This window comes from Gloeocapsopsis sp. IPPAS B-1203 (assembly GCF_002749975.1).
Taxonomy (GTDB): Bacteria; Cyanobacteriota; Cyanobacteriia; order Cyanobacteriales; family Chroococcidiopsidaceae; genus Gloeocapsopsis.
This window is the reverse complement of record NZ_PEIG01000009.1, coordinates 152,503-174,445: the sequence shown is the minus strand read 5'-3', so window position 1 is coordinate 174,445 and position 21,943 is coordinate 152,503. Positions and strand designations below refer to the sequence as shown.

The 21,943-nt window shown below is 41.2% G+C and carries 21 protein-coding genes and 1 pseudogene; 9 read left to right on the top strand and 13 right to left on the bottom strand.

The window, feature by feature from the left end; genetic code table 11:
* Positions 1-25: 25 nt before the first annotated feature.
* Complete coding sequence (gene hoxE, locus CSQ79_RS17020; RefSeq protein ID WP_099702353.1) at positions 26-568, bottom strand: bidirectional hydrogenase complex protein HoxE; 543 nt, start codon at positions 566-568, stop codon at positions 26-28.
* A 326-nt stretch (positions 569-894) separates the two neighbouring features.
* On the opposite strand from hoxE, the gene CSQ79_RS17015 reads away from it, so the two are divergent.
* A complete protein-coding gene (locus CSQ79_RS17015) occupies positions 895-1,116 on the top strand; it encodes a DUF4327 family protein (RefSeq protein WP_099702352.1) in 222 nt (73 codons plus the stop codon).
* Positions 1,117-2,141: 1,025 nt separating this feature from the next.
* A complete protein-coding gene (locus CSQ79_RS27955) occupies positions 2,142-2,282 on the top strand; it encodes a hypothetical protein (protein WP_289501243.1) in 141 nt (46 codons plus the stop codon).
* A gap of 30 nt (positions 2,283-2,312) precedes the next feature.
* Here the strand turns inward: CSQ79_RS27955 and CSQ79_RS17000 are convergent, their stop codons facing one another.
* The 6 genes from CSQ79_RS17000 to CSQ79_RS16975 form a co-directional block, all read right to left on the bottom strand.
* Complete coding sequence (locus tag CSQ79_RS17000; protein WP_099702350.1) at positions 2,313-3,251, bottom strand: DMT family transporter; 939 nt, start codon at positions 3,249-3,251, stop codon at positions 2,313-2,315.
* 45 nt (positions 3,252-3,296) lie between these two features.
* Entirely contained in the window at positions 3,297-4,073 is a 777-nt protein-coding gene (locus CSQ79_RS16995) for an ABC transporter permease (protein WP_099702349.1), read from the bottom strand.
* A gap of 8 nt (positions 4,074-4,081) precedes the next feature.
* Complete coding sequence (locus CSQ79_RS16990; RefSeq protein WP_289501242.1) at positions 4,082-4,912, bottom strand: ABC transporter ATP-binding protein; 831 nt, start codon at positions 4,910-4,912, stop codon at positions 4,082-4,084.
* A gap of 254 nt (positions 4,913-5,166) precedes the next feature.
* Positions 5,167-5,724: an orotate phosphoribosyltransferase gene (locus CSQ79_RS16985; RefSeq protein ID WP_099702348.1), complete on the bottom strand. Its 558-nt coding sequence runs from the start codon at positions 5,722-5,724 to the stop codon at positions 5,167-5,169.
* A 96-nt stretch (positions 5,725-5,820) separates the two neighbouring features.
* On the bottom strand, positions 5,821-7,074 hold the full coding sequence (locus tag CSQ79_RS16980) for an amidohydrolase family protein (RefSeq protein ID WP_289501241.1): 1,254 nt from the start codon (positions 7,072-7,074) through the stop codon (positions 5,821-5,823).
* 10 nt (positions 7,075-7,084) lie between these two features.
* The gene (locus tag CSQ79_RS16975) at positions 7,085-8,170 is read right to left on the bottom strand and encodes an ABC transporter substrate-binding protein (RefSeq protein ID WP_099702346.1); all 1,086 of its coding nucleotides are present in this window, start codon (positions 8,168-8,170) and stop codon (positions 7,085-7,087) included.
* A 208-nt stretch (positions 8,171-8,378) separates the two neighbouring features.
* Between CSQ79_RS16975 and CSQ79_RS16970 the strand changes: the two genes are divergently transcribed.
* The 4 genes from CSQ79_RS16970 to atzD all read left to right on the top strand — a co-directional run bounded on the left by CSQ79_RS16970 (position 8,379) and on the right by atzD (position 11,760).
* Positions 8,379-9,059 carry a GntR family transcriptional regulator gene (locus CSQ79_RS16970; RefSeq protein WP_099702345.1) on the top strand — a complete coding sequence of 227 codons (681 nt, stop codon included), beginning with the start codon at positions 8,379-8,381 and terminating at the stop codon, positions 9,057-9,059.
* A gap of 89 nt (positions 9,060-9,148) precedes the next feature.
* Positions 9,149-10,282 carry a ring-opening amidohydrolase gene (locus CSQ79_RS16965; protein WP_289501240.1) on the top strand — a complete coding sequence of 378 codons (1,134 nt, stop codon included), beginning with the start codon at positions 9,149-9,151 and terminating at the stop codon, positions 10,280-10,282.
* A gap of 4 nt (positions 10,283-10,286) precedes the next feature.
* Entirely contained in the window at positions 10,287-10,700 is a 414-nt protein-coding gene (locus CSQ79_RS16960) for a GlcG/HbpS family heme-binding protein (RefSeq protein WP_099702344.1), read from the top strand.
* 4 nt (positions 10,701-10,704) lie between these two features.
* On the top strand, positions 10,705-11,760 hold the full coding sequence (gene atzD, locus CSQ79_RS16955) for a cyanuric acid amidohydrolase (RefSeq protein WP_099702343.1): 1,056 nt from the start codon (positions 10,705-10,707) through the stop codon (positions 11,758-11,760).
* 175 nt (positions 11,761-11,935) lie between these two features.
* Here atzD and CSQ79_RS16950 read toward each other — a convergent pair whose 3' ends face one another.
* Entirely contained in the window at positions 11,936-12,664 is a 729-nt protein-coding gene (locus tag CSQ79_RS16950; RefSeq protein WP_099702342.1) for a Uma2 family endonuclease, read from the bottom strand.
* A gap of 115 nt (positions 12,665-12,779) precedes the next feature.
* Positions 12,780-13,906 (bottom strand): IS630 family transposase gene (locus CSQ79_RS16945; protein WP_099702341.1). Its coding sequence is split into 2 segments (ribosomal slippage): positions 12,780-13,486 and positions 13,486-13,906, totalling 1,128 coding nucleotides; the frame shifts between segments, so codons are not numbered across the junction.
* Positions 13,907-14,216: 310 nt separating this feature from the next.
* Between CSQ79_RS16945 and CSQ79_RS16940 the strand changes: the two genes are divergently transcribed.
* Positions 14,217-14,486, top strand: a complete 270-nt coding sequence (locus CSQ79_RS16940) for a DUF3303 domain-containing protein (RefSeq protein WP_289501239.1) — start codon at positions 14,217-14,219, stop codon at positions 14,484-14,486.
* Positions 14,487-14,816: 330 nt separating this feature from the next.
* Positions 14,817-15,407 (top strand): PDDEXK family nuclease, encoded by a 591-nt coding sequence (locus tag CSQ79_RS16935; protein ID WP_099702339.1) that lies wholly within the window; start codon positions 14,817-14,819, stop codon positions 15,405-15,407.
* 14 nt (positions 15,408-15,421) lie between these two features.
* Here CSQ79_RS16935 and CSQ79_RS16930 read toward each other — a convergent pair.
* The 3 genes and pseudogenes from CSQ79_RS16930 to CSQ79_RS16920 form a co-directional block, all read right to left on the bottom strand.
* Positions 15,422-16,408: pseudogene (locus CSQ79_RS16930) on the bottom strand (DNA-methyltransferase).
* A 47-nt stretch (positions 16,409-16,455) separates the two neighbouring features.
* A complete protein-coding gene (locus CSQ79_RS16925; RefSeq protein WP_099702338.1) occupies positions 16,456-16,698 on the bottom strand; it encodes a helix-turn-helix domain-containing protein in 243 nt (80 codons plus the stop codon).
* A gap of 71 nt (positions 16,699-16,769) precedes the next feature.
* Positions 16,770-17,732 carry an acetamidase/formamidase family protein gene (locus CSQ79_RS16920; RefSeq protein WP_099702337.1) on the bottom strand — a complete coding sequence of 321 codons (963 nt, stop codon included), beginning with the start codon at positions 17,730-17,732 and terminating at the stop codon, positions 16,770-16,772.
* A gap of 428 nt (positions 17,733-18,160) precedes the next feature.
* Between CSQ79_RS16920 and CSQ79_RS16915 the strand changes: the two genes are divergently transcribed.
* Entirely contained in the window at positions 18,161-19,924 is a 1,764-nt protein-coding gene (locus CSQ79_RS16915; RefSeq protein WP_099702336.1) for an iron uptake porin, read from the top strand.
* On the opposite strand, the gene CSQ79_RS16910 is transcribed toward CSQ79_RS16915, so the two are convergent.
* Positions 19,921-21,912 (bottom strand): amylo-alpha-1,6-glucosidase, encoded by a 1,992-nt coding sequence (locus CSQ79_RS16910; RefSeq protein WP_099702335.1) that lies wholly within the window; start codon positions 21,910-21,912, stop codon positions 19,921-19,923. The genes CSQ79_RS16915 and CSQ79_RS16910 overlap by 4 nt on opposite strands.
* Between the last annotated feature and the right edge of the window lie 31 nt (positions 21,913-21,943).

Genomic DNA, 21,943 nt, shown 5'->3' with positions numbered 1-21,943 from the left:
GTTTGAGAAACTTGTGAACTTATAGCTAGTTTGACAAGTATCTGCTATTTTCGAGCCATTCTTTGAGGCGATCGCACACTGACTCTGGGGTTTGGTGTCCGCACACAGTACCGTCAAAAACTACAGTAGGAGCAATACCACACGCACCTAAACAACGGGCTGTCAGTAACGAAAGTTGTTTGTCTGATGTTGTCTCACCAGCACGAATATTGGTATATTTCTCAACTGTTGCTAGTATTTGCGCTGCACCTTTGACATAACAAGCTGTGCCAGTACAAACTGTACAGGTGTGAACTCCTTGAGGGGCTAAGGAGAATAAGTGATAAAAAGTTGCTACACCATAAACACGGCTAGGTGGCAGTTTCAAGCTACGGGCTACATAAAGTAAAAGGTCATCTAAATAACCAAACAATTCCTGCGCTTTGTGCAGAACTTCAATCAGAGCATCTTGTTGATATTGATAACGTTTAATTGTAATATCTAGCACCTTAAAACGCGTGTTACCACTGGGGTGTGTTGGTGTGAGTTGCGTTTTTCTTTGTACTTTTGCAGAAGAAGGTGAATGCATAATTTTGTCTTTGTTTAAAATAGCGATCTTCTCTCAATGCGGATGTATTTTTTGTACATCGAGTGAAGCATTTCTGATCTTGTTTTTTCTACAACAATTCTTCAAAAATGTTATTAATTTGTTATTCGCTAATTACTCAATTTTACTGTTCACATTAAACTGATTCTCGTGTATCACTCCTTCAATATTATTGCTTTTTAACTTCATTTATTACTTTAAATAAATACTTACTAAAGCTAGTTTTTTTAGGATTAAAATAAGAATGTAAATATATAGTAATAGTTACCAACACAATCTGTTTGATTGTCCAAAGGAAGGAGTGCGTTATGGCTACTACAGTTAAATACGATATTGCTGTAATTAAAGAAGAAGCTCGTCAACTCGTCGAAAAAGGACTCATTGACCGTCAACAGCCAATTTATGCTTTGTGCAAATATATTCCTGGGCGTGACTGGGTTTGTGTAGAACTTGAACTAGAAGAAAATGATTTTTTGCTCAGAGATCGCATTATAGATCTACTGAGCAAGGAGAAATGGCAAGAAGATTAAGCTTGCTATCAAACGCTAATTAATGTTGTGCGTATATTTTCTTGATTTCGTATGTTGCAATAGCTTGCGTTTCTTTGTTTTGGCTGGTACAGCAATGTAGATAATCTAATAACCTTTTTTGGGTATAAATTATATTCTTCACTCAGTACTGGCATTTCTTGCCAGCAAGTGCGGCAAAAAAAATAAACTTCATGATTGTGAATATGCCGTAAAAGTTGATCAGAACAGCAAGGACAATTATTCATGGTTTGTTAAAGATTGTAAAATCAATGCTTGATTTAAGTTAAGTAGGCGTAATTACCCACAAGTTTTATGCTAGTTCATGGTTAATAGTTGATTATTGAGCCATTAACTGTTAACAATCAACCATTAATAGCCCTTAGGTCACATTTATCTTCACCCACTCATTTAATTAGTATGTTGATCTGATGTTATTTATGAGAATAGTGTAAAGATGTGAGAAAGTTGTGAGCATGGCAAAAGAATCAAGTCGAAGTTGATGGTTGATTGAGCCATTGACTATTAACCAACATAAAACGTACGCTTTTTAGCATCTGGAACTGTTGTCAGAAAAAGTGAGATAGCGCTAAAACCACTGACTAGCTAACCTTGCTGCTTGATGACGGCAACAGCAGCGCGCATTGTTGCCCCAGTTGCTAATCCATCATCCACTAGAATGACATAACCATGAGTGGCGATCGCCTCGATTCCTACACTGAAAACTTGTTCTAGGGGTAGATATTCCCTACCAAAGTAATAGCCATACGTGTTACTCCTGATATGAATTTTTAAAACAGTTTTTAATGAGTTTTGAGTTGTGGTGAGGCTAGCTTGTGAAGCAGAAACGAACTTTATTTTGAGCTTAGAAAGCGAGTATGAGGAAAATGTGAGGTTATCCTTGAGTCGATCTGCTAAACCTCACTGAGCATCACAAGTTCCTCAACTTTTGAGCCTAATTTCAAGGTAGAGCAGCACAGTTTGAGTGGAGTAGTGCTAACTCGCTGGCAGATTTTAGGAATTGTCCAATGCGGAACATGAATCACAACTTTGCCACGGTAGATGGTAAAATAGCCACAACTTCTGGTTTTGTCACAATGAAAAGTAAAATTGGTGCTCAACGCATTGTCGATATGTTAAGTGGAGAACAGCTACCACGAATTTGCTAGACAGTTACAGTTGTATTCTGTTGAGCCATGCTAAGTCTTGTGGGTTTCTTGACTAAGTAGTCCAACTCCTAGGGCTACCAAAATCACGCCTAAAATTTGTCTACCTTGGAGAGCTTCTTGGATAACCACCCAAGCTAAAATTGCTGTTGCAGTGGGATTGCTAATCGCAACAATTGAGGCGATCGCGGCATTGGCTAAATGAATGCCAAAATTATATAAAAGTTGTCCTGTCAGTGTAAGTATAGCTGCAATTAAGCTGACAATCCATAATATTGACCAGACATTAGCAACATCGATATTGACAAGTAACAAACTCAGACTTGAAAACACCAAAATAACTGTGCAACTAATCACAGTAAAAGGAACAGGATGAATTTCCCGAAAGCAAATTTGTGCCATAATGCCTTGAATAGCATAAGCTACGCCTGCACCTAATGCTGCCCCAATACCAATTAAAGTATCGTTGTCGGCTGTCGCTGTCAGACTCGGTGCAACCAGAAAACTGCCAGTGAAGATAATAATTAAAACTACCCAGCGCAACCACGTGGGGCGATCGCCAAAAATTCGCCAAGCGAGTAACACTGTAATTGCTGGATGAATAAAAAATAACACCGTGGCAACACCAGCAGGAATTTTTGCTAGGGCAATAAACAGAAGCGCTAGAGATAAAAATAGAGAAAAACTACTGATGAAAGATTTAATTAGTAGTGGGTGCTTGTAAGAATAGAGTAATTGTTTTAAGTTCGTCCATGTTGTGGCATGAAGCTTTGGTGCTAGCAAAACGATGAGCGGTAACATAAAAACTGCCCGCAATTGTAAAAGTAATAAAGAGTTACCCAGGGTAGGAGCAACAAATCCACCAAAAGGTATGACACCAAAAACAAGGCTGTTAACAAAAACAATCCGCAACAACACATTTTGGGCAGCAAGACAAATGGAACCTAAAAAAACTAGCGTAAAGCCAAGCATTAATAATTAAAAACAAGGTTTAGAACAAGAGCTAAGTTACTGTACTCACCGCGCCCAGTAGATTGCATATTTTTCTAAAATGACAAAGAAGCCGTAAAGGACTATTCCCAAGACAGCCAAGGCTAAAAGTCCAGCAAAGGCGAGGGGAACATCAAAATTGGAACTAGCAACAACAATGAGATAGCCCATCCCACCGTTGGAGGCGACAGATTCAGCAATGACGGAACCGACAAAGGCAAAAGAAGCAGCAATCTTGAGCGAAGCAAATAGGTATGGTAAAGTGTGGGGCCAGCCGACTTTTTGAAAGACTTCTAGCTGCGATGCACCAAGCGATCGCAAGACATCTTTCATTTCTGGTTCTACTGTATCTAGCCCTAAAGCCACATTAACAGCGATCGGGAAGAAGGCTAGTAAAAAAGCAGTTAGAGTAGCAGGAATTTCATTAGCACCAAACCAAACAGCTAATAGAGGAACTAAGGCAACTTTGGGAATTGTGTTAAAACCTACCAAAATTGGATAAAGCGTTAGATAAGCAATTCGCGAGTAACCAATTAAAAATCCCAGGAAGACGCCAGTTGCGATCGCAATCAAAAAACCAGTGGTTGTGGTGACGAGTGTCCGCCATGCATTTGCCAAAATTTGCGGACTGTAATTAAGCGCAGCTTGATAAATACTACTAGGTGAAGGTAGATTGAACTGCGGAATCTGAAAAATACGAACTACCACTTCCCAAACGACAAATAATAAAATAGTCGCTAGAAATGGTAATAAAAAGCTTGCGAATTTTGAGTGAAAGAAATTATTCAATTGAGAACGCTTCATTTTGATACTTATCCTCGACGAATATGCCTGCGGATATCTGAAAATAGGTGATTAAAATCATCTGTTAAACACATTTCTAAAGTTCTTGGTCGAGGTAAATTGATTTTTAGTTGATAGATAATTGAACTAGGACGAGGACTCATGACATACACTGTGTCTGAAAGAAAGACTGCTTCGCGTAAATCGTGAGTAATCAGCATTCCCACACATTGAACTCGCATCCACAAATTTTGCAGCATCACCCACATTTCTTCGCGAGTAAAGGCATCAAGTGCAGCAAAAGGTTCGTCTAATAAGAGAATCTCTGGCTGATGAATTAAAGCACGACACAAAGATGCACGTTGACGCATACCTCCGGAAAGTTGCCAAGGAAGTTGTTGTTGAAAATCTTGTAAACCAACTGTTGTCAAGAGTTCTTGTGCCATACGTTTATATTCTGGCAATCTTTTTTTATACTCTCGCTTATAAGGTTGGACAACTTCTAGGGGAAGTAGAACATTTTTTAAGGTATTACGCCAAGGTAATAAAACAGGGTTTTGAAAGGCAATTCCTACATTTTTGAGGGGTTTAGTAATTTTATTGTTTTGCAGTCTAATTTCTCCAATTGAAGTAGGATTTAAACCGGAAACCATTTTGAGAAGTGACGTTTTACCACATCCACTAGGACCTACAACAGAAACAAACTCACCTTGATTAATTGAGAAGGAGACATCTTCTATAATTCTTCTCGGTTTACCATCAACAACGTACTCTAACCCAACGCGATCAAATTCTAAAAAATTATTAGTTCTAAATGTTGTTGAATCAATTGAAGTTCTTAATCTTTCATTTTGTACCATGATTTAAATTTGATTGACATTAACTAAATTGCTTAGAAAACACTAATAATTGAGCTTATTGCTTTATTTTTGCTAATTTTAATAAGTCTATAAATTGCAATAAGATAGTAACTCTGCCAAAAAATCAAAACTTTTTAATTTAAACTAATTGCAAATCAGTACTCTTCATTAAAGATCTATAAGGATCGCAAGTTTGTATCAGCAAATACAATTACGGCAACGTATTTTATGATTGAGTTTGAAAAAATATGATATTAAGTAGTGAATGGTACTTTCTGTTGACAAAGAGAACATTCTTCTGGAGGAATTGCATCCATATTTTGTAATGAAATTAAAACTTCAGTACGACAGGATAAATCAACATTAAATAGTCCTTTGGTAGCCACTAATCCAACACCTACAGGTTCAGCATTGGCTTGATGCACGATCGCTAGCAATTGTTTTGCAGTACCTCCGGTTGTCGTGATGTCATCGACAACTAAAACACGCGCACTAACAGGAAAAGTAAAACCTTCAATTAAGGTGTATTTACCAGATTTCTCACGGGCGATCGCTACTTCTACTCCTAAATGTTTGGCAACTTCAAACGCCAAAATACTACCAGCTTCGTTAGCACCCAAAACGTAATCAATTTTCTCGTTAGCAAAGCGGTGTGCCAATTCACTAAAAATAATTTCAGCAGCTTGCGGATAGCGTAGCAGTTTAATACAACGAAAAAACCGAGTTGCATGAAGTCCACTAGCAAGTTGAAAGTGACCTTGTTGCAATGCTTCTGTCTTTTCAATGAGTTGGGCGATCGCTTGTTCTGACATTGGTAAAAGGTGAGAATAACAAGACGCTTAGCGACTAAAGTCAAGGATGTTGGGCGGAGGTGTCCTCCGCCCTTTATCATCCGTGCAGCTAAAAAACTAAGTCCACCTCCGTGGACTCATAAAATCAGGTTTGTGTAAACTTAGCACTTGATCCTGCATTGTACCTGCAACAAGTTTGCCAGATTTGAAAACAGCTAACCGTGTTGCTTGATGTAGAATTGCTTCAGGAATTGAGTAAGCATCAAAAACAACTAAATCTGCTAAATTTCCTACATTAATTCCGTAAGGCAACCGTAACATCTTGGCGGCATTATTAGAAATTGTTTGCCATAGTCGTTCTAAGTCTCGATTTGCCATATATCCTGTCAACTGTGCTAGCAAAAATAAAGCTTTAAGTAAATCTGCATCGCCATAACGGATGAAGGGATCGCGCAAGTTATCTGTGCCACAAACAACATTGAGTCCTGCTTCTAGAAGTTCTGCAACTCGTGTTAATTTAATTCGTGTTGGTAGCACGGTAACTGAGATTTCTGCTTGTTTTAATAGTTCAATTGCAACTTGTGCTTGACTATCTGAAACATGAATTAGTGAAGCAATATGTGAAACCGCAACTCGCCCTTGATAGTGATGTTCAATCGTTTTCTGTGCTACGTAGGGAAGTGTAAATGCTTCAGCACTATCCCAGTTATCGAGGTGTAAATCTAAGTCACAGTTATACCGCAATGCTAAATCAAACAACGCATCAACTTGAGCTTCGGGATTCGATGACCATAAACCCTGATTGACGTTACCACCAATAACTTTAATACCATGTTGCAGTGCTTGTTCAACATAAGTTGATGCACCCGACTCTAGGGTTTCTGGAATTGCAAACCATCCTTCTTGAGGAAAAGCAACCAATTGAATATCGATTTGATCGCTAAGCGATCGCTGTACATCTAATAAGCCCTCTACTGCCCTTAATTCTACAAAAGCATCAGCTTCGACATTTGTGCGAATAGCTGTTGTTCCTGCTGCTATACTCCATTGCAAAGCTTGTGTTGCACGTTGTTTGATATCTGCAATGGTAAATTGAGATTTTAAGTGTCGTACTGCTTGAATTGCTGAAGCTAGTCCGCTTTGAGCAAAGACATCTCCTAAAGACTCTGCTGTGAAAGCTTTATCGATGTGCGTGTGTGCATCAACTAGTCCTGGAGTTAGTAGTTTACCATCGAGATGCCAAACGTGTTGTGCATTGAGGCGATCGCCTTCCACAATCTCAACAATTTTACCCTCTGCTACGCCAACACACCATCGCCCCTCACGATCTGGCAAAGTTACATTAGTAAACGCATAATCTAGATCTGCCACGCATATATCCTCAAATTGCCCGCTGTTCTTGTGGTGGTAAGAAACCATCATTAAACACTTCTTCTGCTGTCGGAACTTGAGCCAAACCAAAGCCTTCTGCAACTTGTTCTAGGGTTCTTTGCAATCGTGCTTGATCGACACCACCCAAACCGTTTTGTTCTACTTCAGGGCTAACATAGAGCGAATCTAAGGCAATTTGCAGGCGTTCTCGTTCTTGTGCTTGATCCATCAATCCATCTTCGCTGAGATTCATTACTGCAGCTAAACCTTCATCAGGATTTCTAATCGTATCTTGCAAACCTCGGAGATACGCACTAACAAATCCTCGCACTAATTCTGGATTTTGTTCTAGAAAAGATTCGCGGACAATCAACGCATTACCATAAAGATCTAAACCATGATCGGCATACAAAAAAGTATTGAGGCGATCGGGACCATAACCTAGCTTATTTAAAGGCGGCAAACTCGAAATATTAAAACAGGAAATTGCATCAAATTCTCCTTGAACCAAAAGTGCTTCGCGTAGTCTTGGTTCAACATTGTTCCAAGTGACAGAATCGGGATTAACTCCTGTTACTTGAGCAAACACAGGCCAAAGTCGCCTTGCTGCATCACCCGCAGGGGCTGCTAAGCGCTTACCTTCAAGTTGTTGGGGAGAGGAAATTCCAGCACTATCAACAGCGACAATTGCAAACGGCGAACGGTTGTACTTTATTGCCACAGCAACCAATTTATCGTTTGGGTTCTTTTGGTTGAACTCCATCATGGAGTACATATCACCTTCTCCGATGTCATAGACACCGCTGGCAATTTTGTTAATAGAATCCGCCGATCCATAACCTCGATCAAATCTGACTGCAATCCCCTCTTGGGCAAAATATTCCTTCTCGATTGCTATTGCTAATGGTGCATCAACAGCTTGGAATAGCCAAGATAAGGTAAAGCTAACTTCTTTGAGTTCTTGATTTGCAGTATTTGTGGTGGTTTGGGCTGTGGTTGGCGATCGCGAAATTGTTTGATTAGCACAACTGCTTAGCAATACGGCTGATCCTGCAACTAATGCGAGTGAAACCACTCTTGTCCAAATCTTCGGCATGACTGTTCTGCTCATAAGCATTTTGACTTTAGGACTTGAGATTGTGAAGTGAATCTTGCAACGTAACGGCAGCAGTTATTGATTACAAAGAATTTTTGGTTCAAACTGTAACGAGAAATAATCGATCATATATGATATATAAAACCTGGGTGTTCACAATTTAACTGTAAGCATCGCTACAAACACTGCCGATGAGGAGCAAAGCACCTTGACTGCAAAGCTGCACTTTCCTGCAATGACAGGACTTTCACGTACAACTCAAGCTAGTGTTACAGATTATTTAAGAAAAGCAATTCTTTCTGGCGAGTTGCCAGCGGGGACTCGTCTTGTGCAAGCAGAAATCGCTGAGGCACTTAATGTGAGTGTGACACCAATTCGCGAAGCACTCCGCGAACTGAGTACTCAAGGGTTAGTAAACTTAGATGCCTTTCGTGGTGCTGTCGTTCACACGCCGACGCTTGCAGAATTAGAAGAAATTTTTGAGATTCGTGCTGTGCTATTACCTTTAAGTATTCAAAAAGGAGTTTATGGCATTACCACGCAAGAGATCGAGCAAGCCGAACTATTATTAGTACAAATGGAAGCAGAGGGCGATCGCCCGCGCTGGGTAGAACTGAATCGACAATTTCACAGTTTGTTGTATCAAGCCGATCGCAGTTCGCATTTAAAAAACCTACTGCAACGTTTATCAGATATTGCCTCAATTTATATCAACTTATCTTTTGTAGAAAAACCGCTACAAAAAGAATTATCAGAAAAAGAACACCGCGAACTTTTAGAAGCATATCGTTGCCAAGATGCAGTACGAGCAACACAAGTGACTCTGAATCACATTAATTCAACATTGGAAGCTGCAAGAAGAGTTTTGCAAAAAAGTAACAAGACTTAAGTATCAAGTTTAGGTAGGCAAGATGCCTACTCCGCATCTAAATTTTGAATTTAGTTAACTTACCATTAATCAATTGCTGTAGATGAATTATGGACAATGCCAATTTCCAACAACAATACATGGATGTTGGTGTCTTTCGATTACCAATGTCTGCACCTGAAGATGTTAGCGGATTACAACATCTTTTAGAAACACAGCAGATTCAAGCTGAAGAGATTGTAGCAATCATTGCCCAAACCGAAGGAACCGGATACGCACGCGGTTATGCATCTTTGTGTATGCAACTGTTGCTTTCACAGTACCTCAACATTTCTGTGGAAGATGTCTTTAAACGGATTCCCATGATGATGATTGGGTTATGTGGTGGTTTGATGAGTCCCCATTACACAGTATTTACTCGCAAGACGGTTGCTGCACCATCAACATCTTCTCAAGAAAAACGATTAGCGGTTGGTATTGCCGATACTCGCGTGTTACTACCCGAAGAATATGGCACAATGACGCAAGTTAAGTTAGTTACCCAAGCCGTAGAAGCTGCGATCGCTCAAGCGGGAATTAGTACTTTAGATGACGTTCATTGCGTTGAAATTAAATGTCCAGCGATGACTCCGGTACGGCTGCAAGATGCCCAACGGCGTGGAGTAAATGTTGTTAGTTCTAGTCTCAATCAAGCAAGTTCAATGGCAAAAGGCGCGTGTGCGTTGGGCGTTGGTTTGGCTTTAAAAGAAGTTTCTGAAGAAAAGCTTGGCGATCGCACAATTAACTCTAATCATGCACTATACACAAATCGCGGTTCAGTTTCAGCAGGGGGAGAACAATCGGCGTGTCGCGTTTTAGTGATGGGTAACTCGGAGTTTTCTGTGAGTCGCTATCGCGTAGGGCATGGCGTGATGCAAGATCAGTTAGATACGGCGGGAGTTTACGTAGCATTAAAGTCAGCAGGGTTAGATTGTCATATACCGTTAACGACAGATCAGCAGAATAAGATTGTGCAAGTCTTTGTTAATTGTGGTGCAGATGCTGTCACTGCAATTTGCAATCGCCGTCATACAATGCACAGTGATTTCTTATCAGGTTACGCAGGAATTATGGCAAAAGCTGTTGCGAATGCGATCGTTGCTTCAGTTGTGGGCGATACCATGATTTTGGCTTCGGCGGGAAACGAACACCAAGGGGCGCGAGGGAGTAATTTAGTGGCAACGATTGTTGAAGTGGAGAAGTAAAAATATGTATTTGCGTCAAACACGGGAGTTAACTCATCAGGGTGCGATGGTGGTGTTGCAAGGGGCGATCGCTAAAGCCGAGGAGATGGGTGTACCGCAATGTATTGCCATTGTGGATACAGGAGGAAATTTATTGGCGTTTGTGCGGATGGATGGGGCGAAGATTTTGAGTCAAATTTCTGCAACACAAAAAGCAGTGACAGCGGTTTCCTCACGTGTTCCTACAGGAGGCGTCGCGCAGGATGTTGAACTGAAACTTGCGTTGGCAACTGAAGGAAAACTGACAAATTTAAAAGGTGGAGTACCTATTACAATTGACGATCAAATTGTCGGAGCAATTGGTGTTGGTTCAGGAACAGGACAACAGGATCTTGAAGTGGCTTTAGCTGGTATCGCTGCACTACAAGCAGTTGTATAAAAACATGAAAGTAGAAGTTTATAAAATTCCGCAGAATAGTCCTGATGACTTATCGCAATTGGATGCATTGATTCAAAGCGGCAAGATTGATCCGCATAAGATTGTAGCAATTCTTGGTAAAACTGAAGGTAACGGTTGCGTTAATGATTTTACACGCGGGTTTGCAGTACAAACTCTAAAAACTTACTTGCAAAGCAAGACAAATCTTGAAGCACAACGAATTGTTTATGTGATGTCAGGTGGTACTGAGGGGGTTTTGAGTCCGCATCTCAATATCTTTACGCGAGACGATCGCGAAGAACCGCAACGCTGGGGACTAGTGATTGGAATTAGCCGTACAAGGGACTTTTTACCAACAGAGATTGGGACTCTAGTAATGGTTCAGGAAGTTGCTAAGGGTGTAGAAGCAGCGATCGCAGATGCAGAATTAAATAAATCGGATGTTCATTTTGTGCAAATTAAATGCCCACTGATTTCTTCAACGCAACTGCAAGATAAGTCTCAAGTCAAAGCAAGTAATAGCTATCAATCAATGGCATATTCGCGCGGGGCGTCTGCATTAGGTGTTGCTGTAGCACTAGGAGAAGTTGCCTTTGAACAATTAACTGCTACTGATATTTGTGCCAACTATTCGTTATATTCTAGAGTTGCTTCTACTTCTGCGGGTGTGGAGTTACGCAACTGTGAAATTTTAGTCCTAGGTAACTCGCCTCATTCAACAAGTAACTTTGTCATTGGTCACAGTGTAATGCAACACGCTTTGGATCGCGAGGCAATTTGTCAAGCAGTTAAAAATACTAACCAACCTATCGAACATATTGTCAATATCTTTGCCAAAGCTGAAGCTGATCCTTCTGGATTCATTTTAGGACGCAGGCATACAATGTTAGACGATTCGGATATTAACCATACTCGCATGGCAAGATCTGTCGTTGGTGCTGTTGCAGCTTCTGTAGTCCAAGATCCTATGGTTTATGTTTCCGGTGGTAGCGAACATCAAGGTCCTCCAGGAGGTGGTCCTGTCGCAGCGATCGCCCAAATTATTGAACACAAAAGCTAACAACAAGTTGCAAGTCATATAGCAGAGGTCAGGGGTCAGAGATCAGGGATCAGGGTTAAAAGTTAGTTGAAGCAGCGGAAAGTTGCGTGCGGAGGTTTCCTCCGTTGAGCAAACTTTACAAGACAATCGTTCTGAGTTTCGATAATGTCCTAATTATATTGACCGTTGCTATATTTTAAATAATTGCGTCTGGATCTACACCAAGTCGTCTTAATTCTGCTGCTAAGCGATCGGCGCGTTGCGCTTCTTGCTGTGCCCGTTGTGCCTCTTGCTGTGCTTGTTCTTGTGCTATTTGCACCATCTCCTCATCTGTTGGTAATAGCACTCCTTCTATTGTTGACCATCGCAACCAAACTGCTTCTACTCCTTTAAATTTACCTTGCCAGCGTACGAGTGCTAATCCTAAATGTTGACTAATTAAGCGTCCTTGTTCATCGAGTGGCAATGGCGTATAAATTCCATCGTGTAGTCCAAACCCAGCAAACTCTTTTGAGTCAAATGGATCGTACCAAACATATTCGGGTACGCGCAGTTGATTTTGATAGATCAGTTTCTTTGTAGTTTTGTCTTGTTCGGCAGTACTTTCTGATAATAGTTCAATCACCATGTCAGGTCCTTTGCCTTCTTCCCACACAACCCAACTTTTACGTTCCCGTACTGGTACATCTAAAACCACAAAAACATCAGGTCCGCGATAATCTTGGTTGCGAACTTGGTTAGGGCTGAAGTAAACAAACATATTACCGCCCACATAACCACCACCTTCACGTTGCGTTACCCACGGATAAAGTGAATCGACTAGCAAATCCATTTGCATTTTGTGCCGTTGAGTTTCCATCGGAATGCCATCATCAGAAGGTAAGGAGTCTTGCGCTGGGGAAAATGCTGATTTAGTTTGATACATAGAAATAACCTCCAACAATAAGTTGCTAGTTGTTAGTCACTAGTGACTAGCTACTTTAATCGTAAGTAATTCACTCTTATTTGATAAACCTAGTGGTTTACCAAAGGAACTTTGCCTAGTTGCCCTGCTCGAATTTCGGATAGAGATGCTCTAACCTAATTCGCGCATCTGCACTCGAAAATCTCCAGTTGACTGTGGCTTTTTGGGCATTGCGTTCATCCTGCCAAGCCTTCACTTCTTCAACCAATTCTGCTTGAGTTGCGATACGCCGATTGAGACACTGCCTCGACAACACAGAGAACTCACTTTCAACTTGATTGAGCCAACTGGCATGTTTTGGCGTGTAATGAAATTCCAGTTTCTTCAGGATACGATTGGCTTCTTGTGGCTCAAACGTCTCATACAATGCCGCTGGATGATGGATGTTGAGATTGTCTACAACCAGGCGAATACAATCGGCATCAGGACGGTAAACATCGACCAGCATCTTCATCTGATGGGCAAAGTCAGCTTTGGTGCGCTGTTGGGTGACGACCATCCATCGTTCTGCGGCTAACGGTTCAAAGCAGGCAAACAAGTTGACAACCCCATTGCGTTTGTACTCATAATCGTACCGTTCTGGTTGACCGGGCTGTGCAGGGATGGGAACCCGAACTTCGCCAATCAAAGGACAAGGACGTTCGTCAAAGCAAATCACTGGGCGTTTGGGGTTATACACCTCGCCGTACAAGTCCAGTAAGTCCTCCATCCGCCATACATATTTGGCATCCACTTCAGGAATGCACCACTGCTGTTTCAGCCACGGTTTAACGTCGTTTTTTTCAGGGTCTGGCGCACGGTTTCATCGGAAATTGACTCCACTACTTGCAGTTCAACCAGGCGGTCGGCTAACAACTGCATTGTCCACTCAGCCCGCCCATCCGGTGCATCTGAGCAAGCGGTCGCAATCAGCAGTGCTTCTGCTTTGGCATCGAGCTTACGAGGTTTAGGAGGATGGGGGCGATCATTGAGAGCTTCCTCTAATGTGGCTGAGTGGACAAACTTCTCACGGGTTCGCTCTACCGTTGAAAGATTCACCCCTAAGTTGTCCGCGACTTCTCGGTCGGTTTTACCCTGATGAACCTGCAATAGAATACGGGCACGGGTGAGTTTGCGGGCTGAATGTTTTCCAGTTCTCAAAAGGGTTTCCAACGCTTGAACTTCAGCGTCGCTTAGATCGACAATGTAACGCTTCTGACTCATAACTATTCCCAGTGTTTGAGTCAGCTTATCAGTAATGACAGAACTAGGCAAAGTTGGTTTGGCAGACTACTAGTGTGCTGTTGGCAAAAAAAGTTGCAATTGTGGCAGAAATGGGAATAGAGGTAGTGTTTCAATACTCAATGGTTTAACCCTGTTCTATCTTTTTGCTTGATATATGAGCGTACCTTTGTACGCTTTTCCCTGTTTTTAAGTTAGTTGCATATGTTAGTTACCAAGCAACCTGTTTCGCGGCGCATTTGGTATTCTGTTTTGCTAATAGTCAGTTTATCTTCAGTAGTAAATACTATATATGGTTATTGAATATTTTAATGCAGGCGCAGCGGCTGAGATCTATCGTCGTGCGCGCGATCGCGGTCGTCAATTACCACCAGGGCTTGACTATGTAGATAGTTGGGTAGATCTTAATTACTTTAGATGCTTTCAACTTATGCGTACTGATGATCCCTCCTTGTTTGATATCTGGATTCAAGCTTGGAGCGATCTTGGTCATTTTGAGATTATCCCAGTACGTACTTCAGCTGAAGCTGCACAACATATTGCAGATCAGCTTTACGTATAAGATTTTTCAGATGCGTGACTTGGTGAACTTGTTTAAGTGAACGTGTCGGTTGAGCTACAGATAAACAGATGGCTACAAGTTAAACAAGATTTAACAGCTGATACGCTTGATAAATCTCAAATCAGAGTTCAATTGCATTGTCGTAGGATTATATCGTCAAGGTGGTATTAAACCACATTTATGTAGTTGAGTAGTAAGCTGACTTCGATTATCCGTTGCTGCGTTGCCGCAAGGTTGCTTGGTGGGGCAATGTAGAAACAAAGCTTAATTCTTACAGCAAATAAGCGAAACTGCACTACTCTTGCTTAGCAATGTGAATGAGTAGTCAGGATGAAGATAGTTCAAGAGATTTCTCTGATTAGTGTTGGAAGTTTTGAAGAATCAAGCGATTGGTCTATTATTCGGGCTGAAGTCCGTGAGGCGATTTCCCTTATTGTTCATCCCCCTGGCGCATCCAACTTTACTATCAACCCAGCAAAACATGGTAATGGCGTCAAGCCAATTAAAGAAGCTTGCATGATTGCTTTGAAGGATAGATTTGGATGGAGGCTAGAAACTTCGATTAACTACGCAACTCGATCTCCAGGAAAGGTGGATGCAACAAAAGTTCTTGACAGCTATCTTTTTGCTCTTGAGTGGGAGACGGGAAATATCTCCTCAAGTCATCGAGCAATCAATAAGATGGTTCTTGGATTGTTACGGGGTGTGTTTCTAGGTGCTGTTCTAATACTCCCAAGTAGAAAGCTTTATCCTTATCTAACTGATCGGATTGGCAACTATGAAGAGCTACCATATTTTGATGTTTGGCGGGCAGTTCGGCTCCAAGAGGGGTTTCTTGCAGTTTTTGTGATTGAGCACGATCAAGTAGATAGCAATGTACCAATGATTGCCAAAGGAACCGATGGTCGCGCATTGGTCTAAATTTTGGAAAAAAGCTATGTAGAGTAAGGAATTGGTAGTTGTAATGCAGTTGATTTGCGCTGCTTCAATTTTTTATTTCCCCTTGCTGATTCCCATTGCTCAACGAGTCCGTTAGCTAAACTGGTCAATCGTTGTATTGCTGGCTCTGTATCGCCAATTTCTGAACCAATCCAGTAACGATGTAGTTTTTATGCTGCATAGAATGTAGTGCCAGAACCCCCGAATGGATCAACCACAACTTGACCTGGGTTAGATGCCATAGCGACGATCCGTTCTAGCATGATTGGAGCAAGTTCGTTAGGAACTCGCTTTTTATGTTGATGATGGCGAACGGGTGGAATATCAGTCCACATTTCCTCCGCCAATGTCCATAAGGTTTCATTCGAGTCAGTTTCAGAAGCATCTTCCCAAACATCTTCTGATATATCCCAAACATCCATCAAATTGATACCGTTTTTATTAAGTCTTTTGCGATGTCCACCATAATCACGAATTTCTCCACCACAGTGCCGACAAACTTGAATAGGTGTATAGACTTTATTAAAAACTGCTGGTTCCCCTTTCGTGTAATATATTAGCCCGTAGTGAGCAGGAGACATCTTTTTCCCTCTAGGAAAAGCCTTTGGCATCCTACAAGCAATCCAATGTCGAAACCACATTCCTTTCTGATTGAGGTATGCACCGTACTCTATGCACCATTTGGGTAGGTTGAATACAAACAAACTTCCACCTTCTTTTAGCACTCGAATACTCTGTTCAAGCCACTGCTGCGACCAATCTAAATACTTATCGACCTCCATCTGATCGTTGACACCTTTACCGTATTCTTTTTTGAGGTTAAAGGGTGGATCGGCAAATATGAGATCTACAGACTCACTAGGCAACGCTGTCAGAAGTTTCAGACAATCTCCCTGATAGAGAATGCCATATTCACTTCTGTAAACCTGTTGCAATTCTTGTTGAGTTGCAATATCAGGTGCGATCGCTTCAAACGGGGGCATTGACTTAACCTTTAGTACATAGGTATGACTTGAGCTTACAAACTCTATTAACAATTGTCAATAGAGTGTTGAGAAGTTGTACTCCGTGGTTGATAAGGTTTTCCAGTAGGTTGATTCATATATCTCTTTAACTCAGCGGCTTCTATATAGTAATAACGCCCAAGTTTACAAGCTACAATCTGACCATTCTTAATTAGGTCGTGAACTCGCTGGCGAGTTACATCAAGCAGCTTTGCAGTTTGAGCGACAGAGAGTAATTCAGGGCTATCGTTTGAACTGGAGTTTGTCATACAATGCTGGTGCTTCAGTCATTTAGCCAGGTGTTCGCAGTGCATTCCTAAAGGTAACTTAGCACAACGATTTACAACGCGATCGCTCTCGGTAACATTGATTTTGATAACATCCCATGAACGCCTTTTTGTGGCAAGTTCACTACTTGCGTAATACGAAAATTTACGGCTAAACTACACAACACATAAGCTTCTTCGGCACTCAATTCTACATAGTGTTCGAGAAAATTCATCATTTGTTGCAACGCCATTTCAAAGGCTGCATCTAAAGTTTGTCCAAAACCCATTGTGATGATATCGGTGGGCGTTTCTGCTATAGGAGTTGTTAATTTAAGATCTTTATGTAGTTGAATTTTAATTCTGCCATTCATTGATGTTTCAATCGCAGTCAAATCAACTTCACCATCACCTTGTGCAGAGTGTCCGTCACCAATTGAAAATAATGCACCAGGAACAAAAACAGGTAAAAATATCCGCGATCCTACTTGCAGTTCTTTGTTATCAATATTTCCTCCATAATTGCCAGGTGGAACTGAAGAACGGTTCTCAGGAGTGGCAACACCAAGAATGCCAAAGAAGGGTTTTAATGGAATTTGTATCTTACTATTAGGTGGAAATTCTGCAATTTGTTTTTCTAAATCTAGTGAAATAAAACGTAGCTTGTGTTCAGAAAAATGTTTGTGTAAAGCTCCTTTTTCAGGGTAAATTGCATTAAATCCAATAGGTAAGCGTGGATAAATTTCCTCTATATTAACTTCTATGACATCTCCAGGTACAGCATCTTTGATATAAATTGGTCCTGTGAGTAAATGAGGTCCTGAACTAATTTTTTGTTCTGAAGGAAGATATTGACAAATCTCTAGAAATTCAGGCGTAAGAAATTCTGGTGGTGCTTTGTCGTAAATATAAAATCCGGTATATGTCTCTACATCAATAGTGTCACCTGGATTAATTGTTAAAACAGGTTTCAATTGATGGGAAAAGCCGCCTAGATGTACTGTTTGACAATTGGCTTTAAGAATATGATGCGTCATGCGATCGCAATGTAGACCACAATCAAAGATTTTAACCTGTTGAGTTTAATTCAGTAGTTATTTATGAATTTGTAATATTTTATACAGACAAGTAACAAAATATAACGTGGAAAAGGTAAGTTTTACCAAAAACACACAGACCCTATATAAGTAGGTGGACATAATTAAATCTGACACTTGCTGAGTTCTGTAATCTGTAATGAGTAGTGGAAAGTTACTAAATAGTCTTACCAATTACCAGTTACCAGTTACCAATGACCAATCTTTTAATTACGTTTATTTTCACCCACTTACTTGTAATGCAATGTCAACAGCCGCTAACAAAACAGAGAAAAAACCACAGTAATGTTGTCTAAATTACATATGGCTGGAAGGAACTCAGATAGTATGTGGGCTACTTAAGTATTTTTATACAGGTGTGAGGAATAATGGTGAAAGTTGCAACTGCCTGGAAAGGTAGTTTAATTGCTGCGACAACTTTTTGGTGCTTATTATTTGAAGTTACATTTATACCATTATCAAAAGCGTGGGGATCGCCGACAGATGCGATCGCAACGACAGCTTTAACAACATCAAACTTAGTTGCAACAAATAACAACACAATGTCACAGGTGACATCGGTATCGCAGTTATCCGATGTGCAACCTACCGATTGGGCATTTCAAGCTTTACAATCACTTGTAGAACGCTATGGCTGTATTGCTGGTTATCCTGATAGTACTTATCGAGGTAATCGTGCCTTAACTCGTTATGAATTTGCAGCAGGTTTGAATGCGTGTTTAGATCGCGTTAATGAACTAATTACCGCAGCAACCACGAATCAAGTAACCCAGGAAGATGTCGAGACGCTACAAAGACTAGGGACAGAATTTGCAGCAGAACTTGCAACTTTACGCGGGCGTGTTGATACTTTAGAAGCGCAAGTTGCAGAACTTGAAGCGAATCAATTTTCGACAACGACTAAACTAACTGGTAATGTTTTTGTCAATCTTACTGGTGCTTTTGCTGATGGGACGATTTTAGCGGAAGGAGAGACGGCATTTAGAACTCAGCCAAGAACTGCAACACCACTATTGCGGGAAATTGATGAAGATCCGAATATTACTCTCAGTAATTTAGTTTGGCTGAATTTCAACACATCTTTTACGGGTAGAGACTCATTAGTTGTGCAACTCGGTGCAGGTAATGGTAACTCTCCAGCCAATCAATTTGTCTCAGCAGGTTTATATAATACTTGGGGCGTTCCTTTTACCGATCAAACAACGGCACCTGGAGGTGCAGCAGGCGCAAATGACGTTGTTGTGCGCGAATTGTTTTATAGCTTTCCTGTAACAGACAATCTTCAAGCTGTTGTTGGTTCGCGGATTAACTGGTATCGCTATTTTGATGCTAACCGCTTTACGTTCTTTTTAACAGGTGCAGGTAGTTTTAACTCTAGTGGAAGTACGCTGTTAAACACAATTGATCGTGGTTCGGGCTTAGTACTTTTGTGGGAAATTAACGATCAATTCAAGCTCAATGTTGGCTATTTGGGTGAAAACACAGAATTTCTCCCTAATACAGTTTTTAACTCTTCCAGCAATCCTAGCCAAGGTTTATTTGATCCTACTAATACAATCACCGCTGAACTCACTTTTTCTCCGAGCGATCGCTTTAATGTCAGATTACTCTACAATCGTTCTAATACGAGAGCTGTCGGTGGGCAAATCGGCGGTGCAATCGGCGAACCAATTTATGGCTTTGCTGATGATGGTTTTGATGGTCCTGTTGATAATTCCACAGCAGACGTCTTCAGTGTTAACTTTGATTGGCTAATAGCAGATGGCTTCGGTATTTTTGGGCGCTATGGCTACGGTAGTACCAATTTGTTTCCATTAACTCCAGGTTTACCTAGCGGAGAAGTTAATGCCCAATCACTACAACTCGGCGTTGCATTTCCTGACTTAATCAAGGAAGGCGCACTATTTACAGTATCTTATTTACTTCCCTTCTCAATTCTGGATGGACGTGATTTTCTCGCATCTGGTGGTGGAGATGGTGGAGTACAGTACGAGTTTGAAGCAACTTATTTCTATCCGCTAACAAACAACATTGCGCTTGTTCCAGCATTTTATGTCATTGGCAATCCTAATAATTTCAGCAATAATCCGACAGTTTATATAGGTAACTTACGCGCCCAGTTTAGCTTTTAAGCTACCAAATTTAGGTGTCGAATGACTTCTGCAACAGACCAAGCTTGAGCGATCGCACCTCTGGAAGTATGGGGTGGATCGCCATCAAAAATTTCTGAAATAGAACCAAGACAAGCCTGCGCTTGCAAATGTTCGAGTAAAGGTTGCCAATCGAAGGGAACAGGTTCTGAATGATAACGTTGCCAAGCACGAATATATGCACCAATGAGCCACGTCCACACTGTCCCTTGATGATAAGCGCGATCGCGCTGCTGCACATCTCCTGTACACTGACCAATATATTGCGAATCTTCTGGCGCTAAACTCCGCAATCCGTAAGGCGTGAGCAGTTTTTGTCGGGCGACTTCTAAAACTTGATGTCCTTGATGTGTAGGAAAAGCACAATGTTGGTATGAAAGCGCTAAAACAGCATTAGGACGAATTTGCGAATTTAGGCGATCGTCAGGTTCAATGGTGTCGTATAGATAGCTTTTTGTCGGATTCCAAAACTTCTGCATTGAGTCTTTTACTTGTTGGGCTTGTTGTTGATAACGCCGTGCTTGATTCATTAAACGAGATTTTGCTCCTTCTTTTTGGCTTAAGCGTTCTGCCCAAGTACTCGCCCAACATAACGCAGAGTACCACAAAGCATTAATTTCGACAGGCTTACCGCGACGCGGTGTTACAGGTTGTCCGTGAACTACTGCATCCATCCATGTTAGGGCAACATCAGGTGCATCCCAACTAACAAGTCCATCTGTAGCATCTACTTGGATATTAAACTTTGTCCCAGCCGTAAAGGCTTTGTAAATTTGCTGGAATATAGGATATTCCTCAACCAAAAAATCCCAATCTTGGGTAGCTTCTAAGTAAAGTCCTAAAGTCTCAATCCATAATAATGCAGCATCAATGCTGTTGTAGGAAGGTTCAGCACCTTTATCAGGAAATGTATTAGGAATCAAACCGTTGCGACAATAACGACCAAAAGTTTGCAACAGTCCTTTGGCTAAATCAAAGCGCTGTGTTGTCAGGGCTAATCCTGGTAGCGCAATCAGTGTGTCACGTCCCCAATCATTAAACCAGTGATAACCTGCAATAACTGTGGGTCCTGCAATTGAAGCACGGTGTACGATAAATTGATCGCTAGCGCGGAGTAATTGTCGTTGTCGTTGATGAGATGAAGTGTGTTCAAAATTGAAAACTTGAACAAGCCGATTTTGTTCTGCTTGCACAGCATCGGTAAACTCAACATTTTGCAGTGCAGATAAAGTAGTATTGTGACCTACTCTTGCTTCTAAGGTAATACAACTTCCTGTTTCTAAGGCAATTGTTAAATAACCAGGACTATACAAGTCTTCGCGATCGCCTAATCCTCTATTTGTCTCTTCTGGTAAACGATAGTTCCAATACCAGACAGGATCGTATTGATATTTTCCCTCTGTCCAGCGTAGTTGCCAAGGTGTTCCTATCCATCCAGGGCGTTGCGCTTGCAAAATAATCTGCTGTGGTTCAACAATCTGCGAAAAGTGTAAATTAGGATCAGCTTGCTGTTGATGATGAAAATCGCGATCTGCAATCATGAAACGCAACCGCAAAATTCCTTTCACGTCTCCTGTATAGCAATACTGGATTAAAACGCGACTTGTATTGTCTTGTGCTACATTACTCTGTGCCGCGTGTGGCATAATAATTCGTCTAGCTAGCCGCCAATTGTCTTCTTGCCAAACCCAAGTAGGAACTGGTTCTATGGCAAAGTTCTCTAGCAACTGAAAGCCTTCTGGTTCAATAATGTTGTTGCCCCAATAATTTGTTCCCAAAGCAACAACTTTGTGCGCGACTTCTAAACTTGCCTCAATGTGCGACAGTAGTAACGTCCGCTGACTGGGTGGATCTAATGCTGCAATGAGCCAACCGTGATATGTTCGCGTGCGGGCGTTGGAAACAGTACCACTCGCAAAACTCCCTAGTCCATTCGTCAGCAGCCACTCGCGATTGTCTAAATTCTTCATTTGCTACTCAAAATCGTTATGAGTATGATAT

Coding starts and splice junctions, on each gene's coding strand:
- hoxE (WP_099702353.1), bottom strand. CDS start 568: ATGCATTCACCTTCTTCTGCAAAAGTACAAAGAAAAACGCAACTCACA.
- CSQ79_RS17015 (WP_099702352.1), top strand. CDS start 895: ATGGCTACTACAGTTAAATACGATATTGCTGTAATTAAAGAAGAAGCT.
- CSQ79_RS27955 (WP_289501243.1), top strand. CDS start 2,142: ATGCGGAACATGAATCACAACTTTGCCACGGTAGATGGTAAAATAGCC.
- CSQ79_RS17000 (WP_099702350.1), bottom strand. CDS start 3,251: ATGCTTGGCTTTACGCTAGTTTTTTTAGGTTCCATTTGTCTTGCTGCC.
- CSQ79_RS16995 (WP_099702349.1), bottom strand. CDS start 4,073: ATGAAGCGTTCTCAATTGAATAATTTCTTTCACTCAAAATTCGCAAGC.
- CSQ79_RS16990 (WP_289501242.1), bottom strand. CDS start 4,912: ATGGTACAAAATGAAAGATTAAGAACTTCAATTGATTCAACAACATTT.
- CSQ79_RS16985 (WP_099702348.1), bottom strand. CDS start 5,724: ATGTCAGAACAAGCGATCGCCCAACTCATTGAAAAGACAGAAGCATTG.
- CSQ79_RS16975 (WP_099702346.1), bottom strand. CDS start 8,170: ATGCCGAAGATTTGGACAAGAGTGGTTTCACTCGCATTAGTTGCAGGA.
- CSQ79_RS16965 (WP_289501240.1), top strand. CDS start 9,149: ATGGACAATGCCAATTTCCAACAACAATACATGGATGTTGGTGTCTTT.
- CSQ79_RS16960 (WP_099702344.1), top strand. CDS start 10,287: ATGTATTTGCGTCAAACACGGGAGTTAACTCATCAGGGTGCGATGGTG.
- atzD (WP_099702343.1), top strand. CDS start 10,705: ATGAAAGTAGAAGTTTATAAAATTCCGCAGAATAGTCCTGATGACTTA.
- CSQ79_RS16950 (WP_099702342.1), bottom strand. CDS start 12,664: ATGTATCAAACTAAATCAGCATTTTCCCCAGCGCAAGACTCCTTACCT.
- CSQ79_RS16940 (WP_289501239.1), top strand. CDS start 14,217: ATGGTTATTGAATATTTTAATGCAGGCGCAGCGGCTGAGATCTATCGT.
- CSQ79_RS16935 (WP_099702339.1), top strand. CDS start 14,817: ATGAAGATAGTTCAAGAGATTTCTCTGATTAGTGTTGGAAGTTTTGAA.
- CSQ79_RS16925 (WP_099702338.1), bottom strand. CDS start 16,698: ATGACAAACTCCAGTTCAAACGATAGCCCTGAATTACTCTCTGTCGCT.
- CSQ79_RS16920 (WP_099702337.1), bottom strand. CDS start 17,732: ATGACGCATCATATTCTTAAAGCCAATTGTCAAACAGTACATCTAGGC.
- CSQ79_RS16915 (WP_099702336.1), top strand. CDS start 18,161: ATGGTGAAAGTTGCAACTGCCTGGAAAGGTAGTTTAATTGCTGCGACA.
- CSQ79_RS16910 (WP_099702335.1), bottom strand. CDS start 21,912: ATGAAGAATTTAGACAATCGCGAGTGGCTGCTGACGAATGGACTAGGG.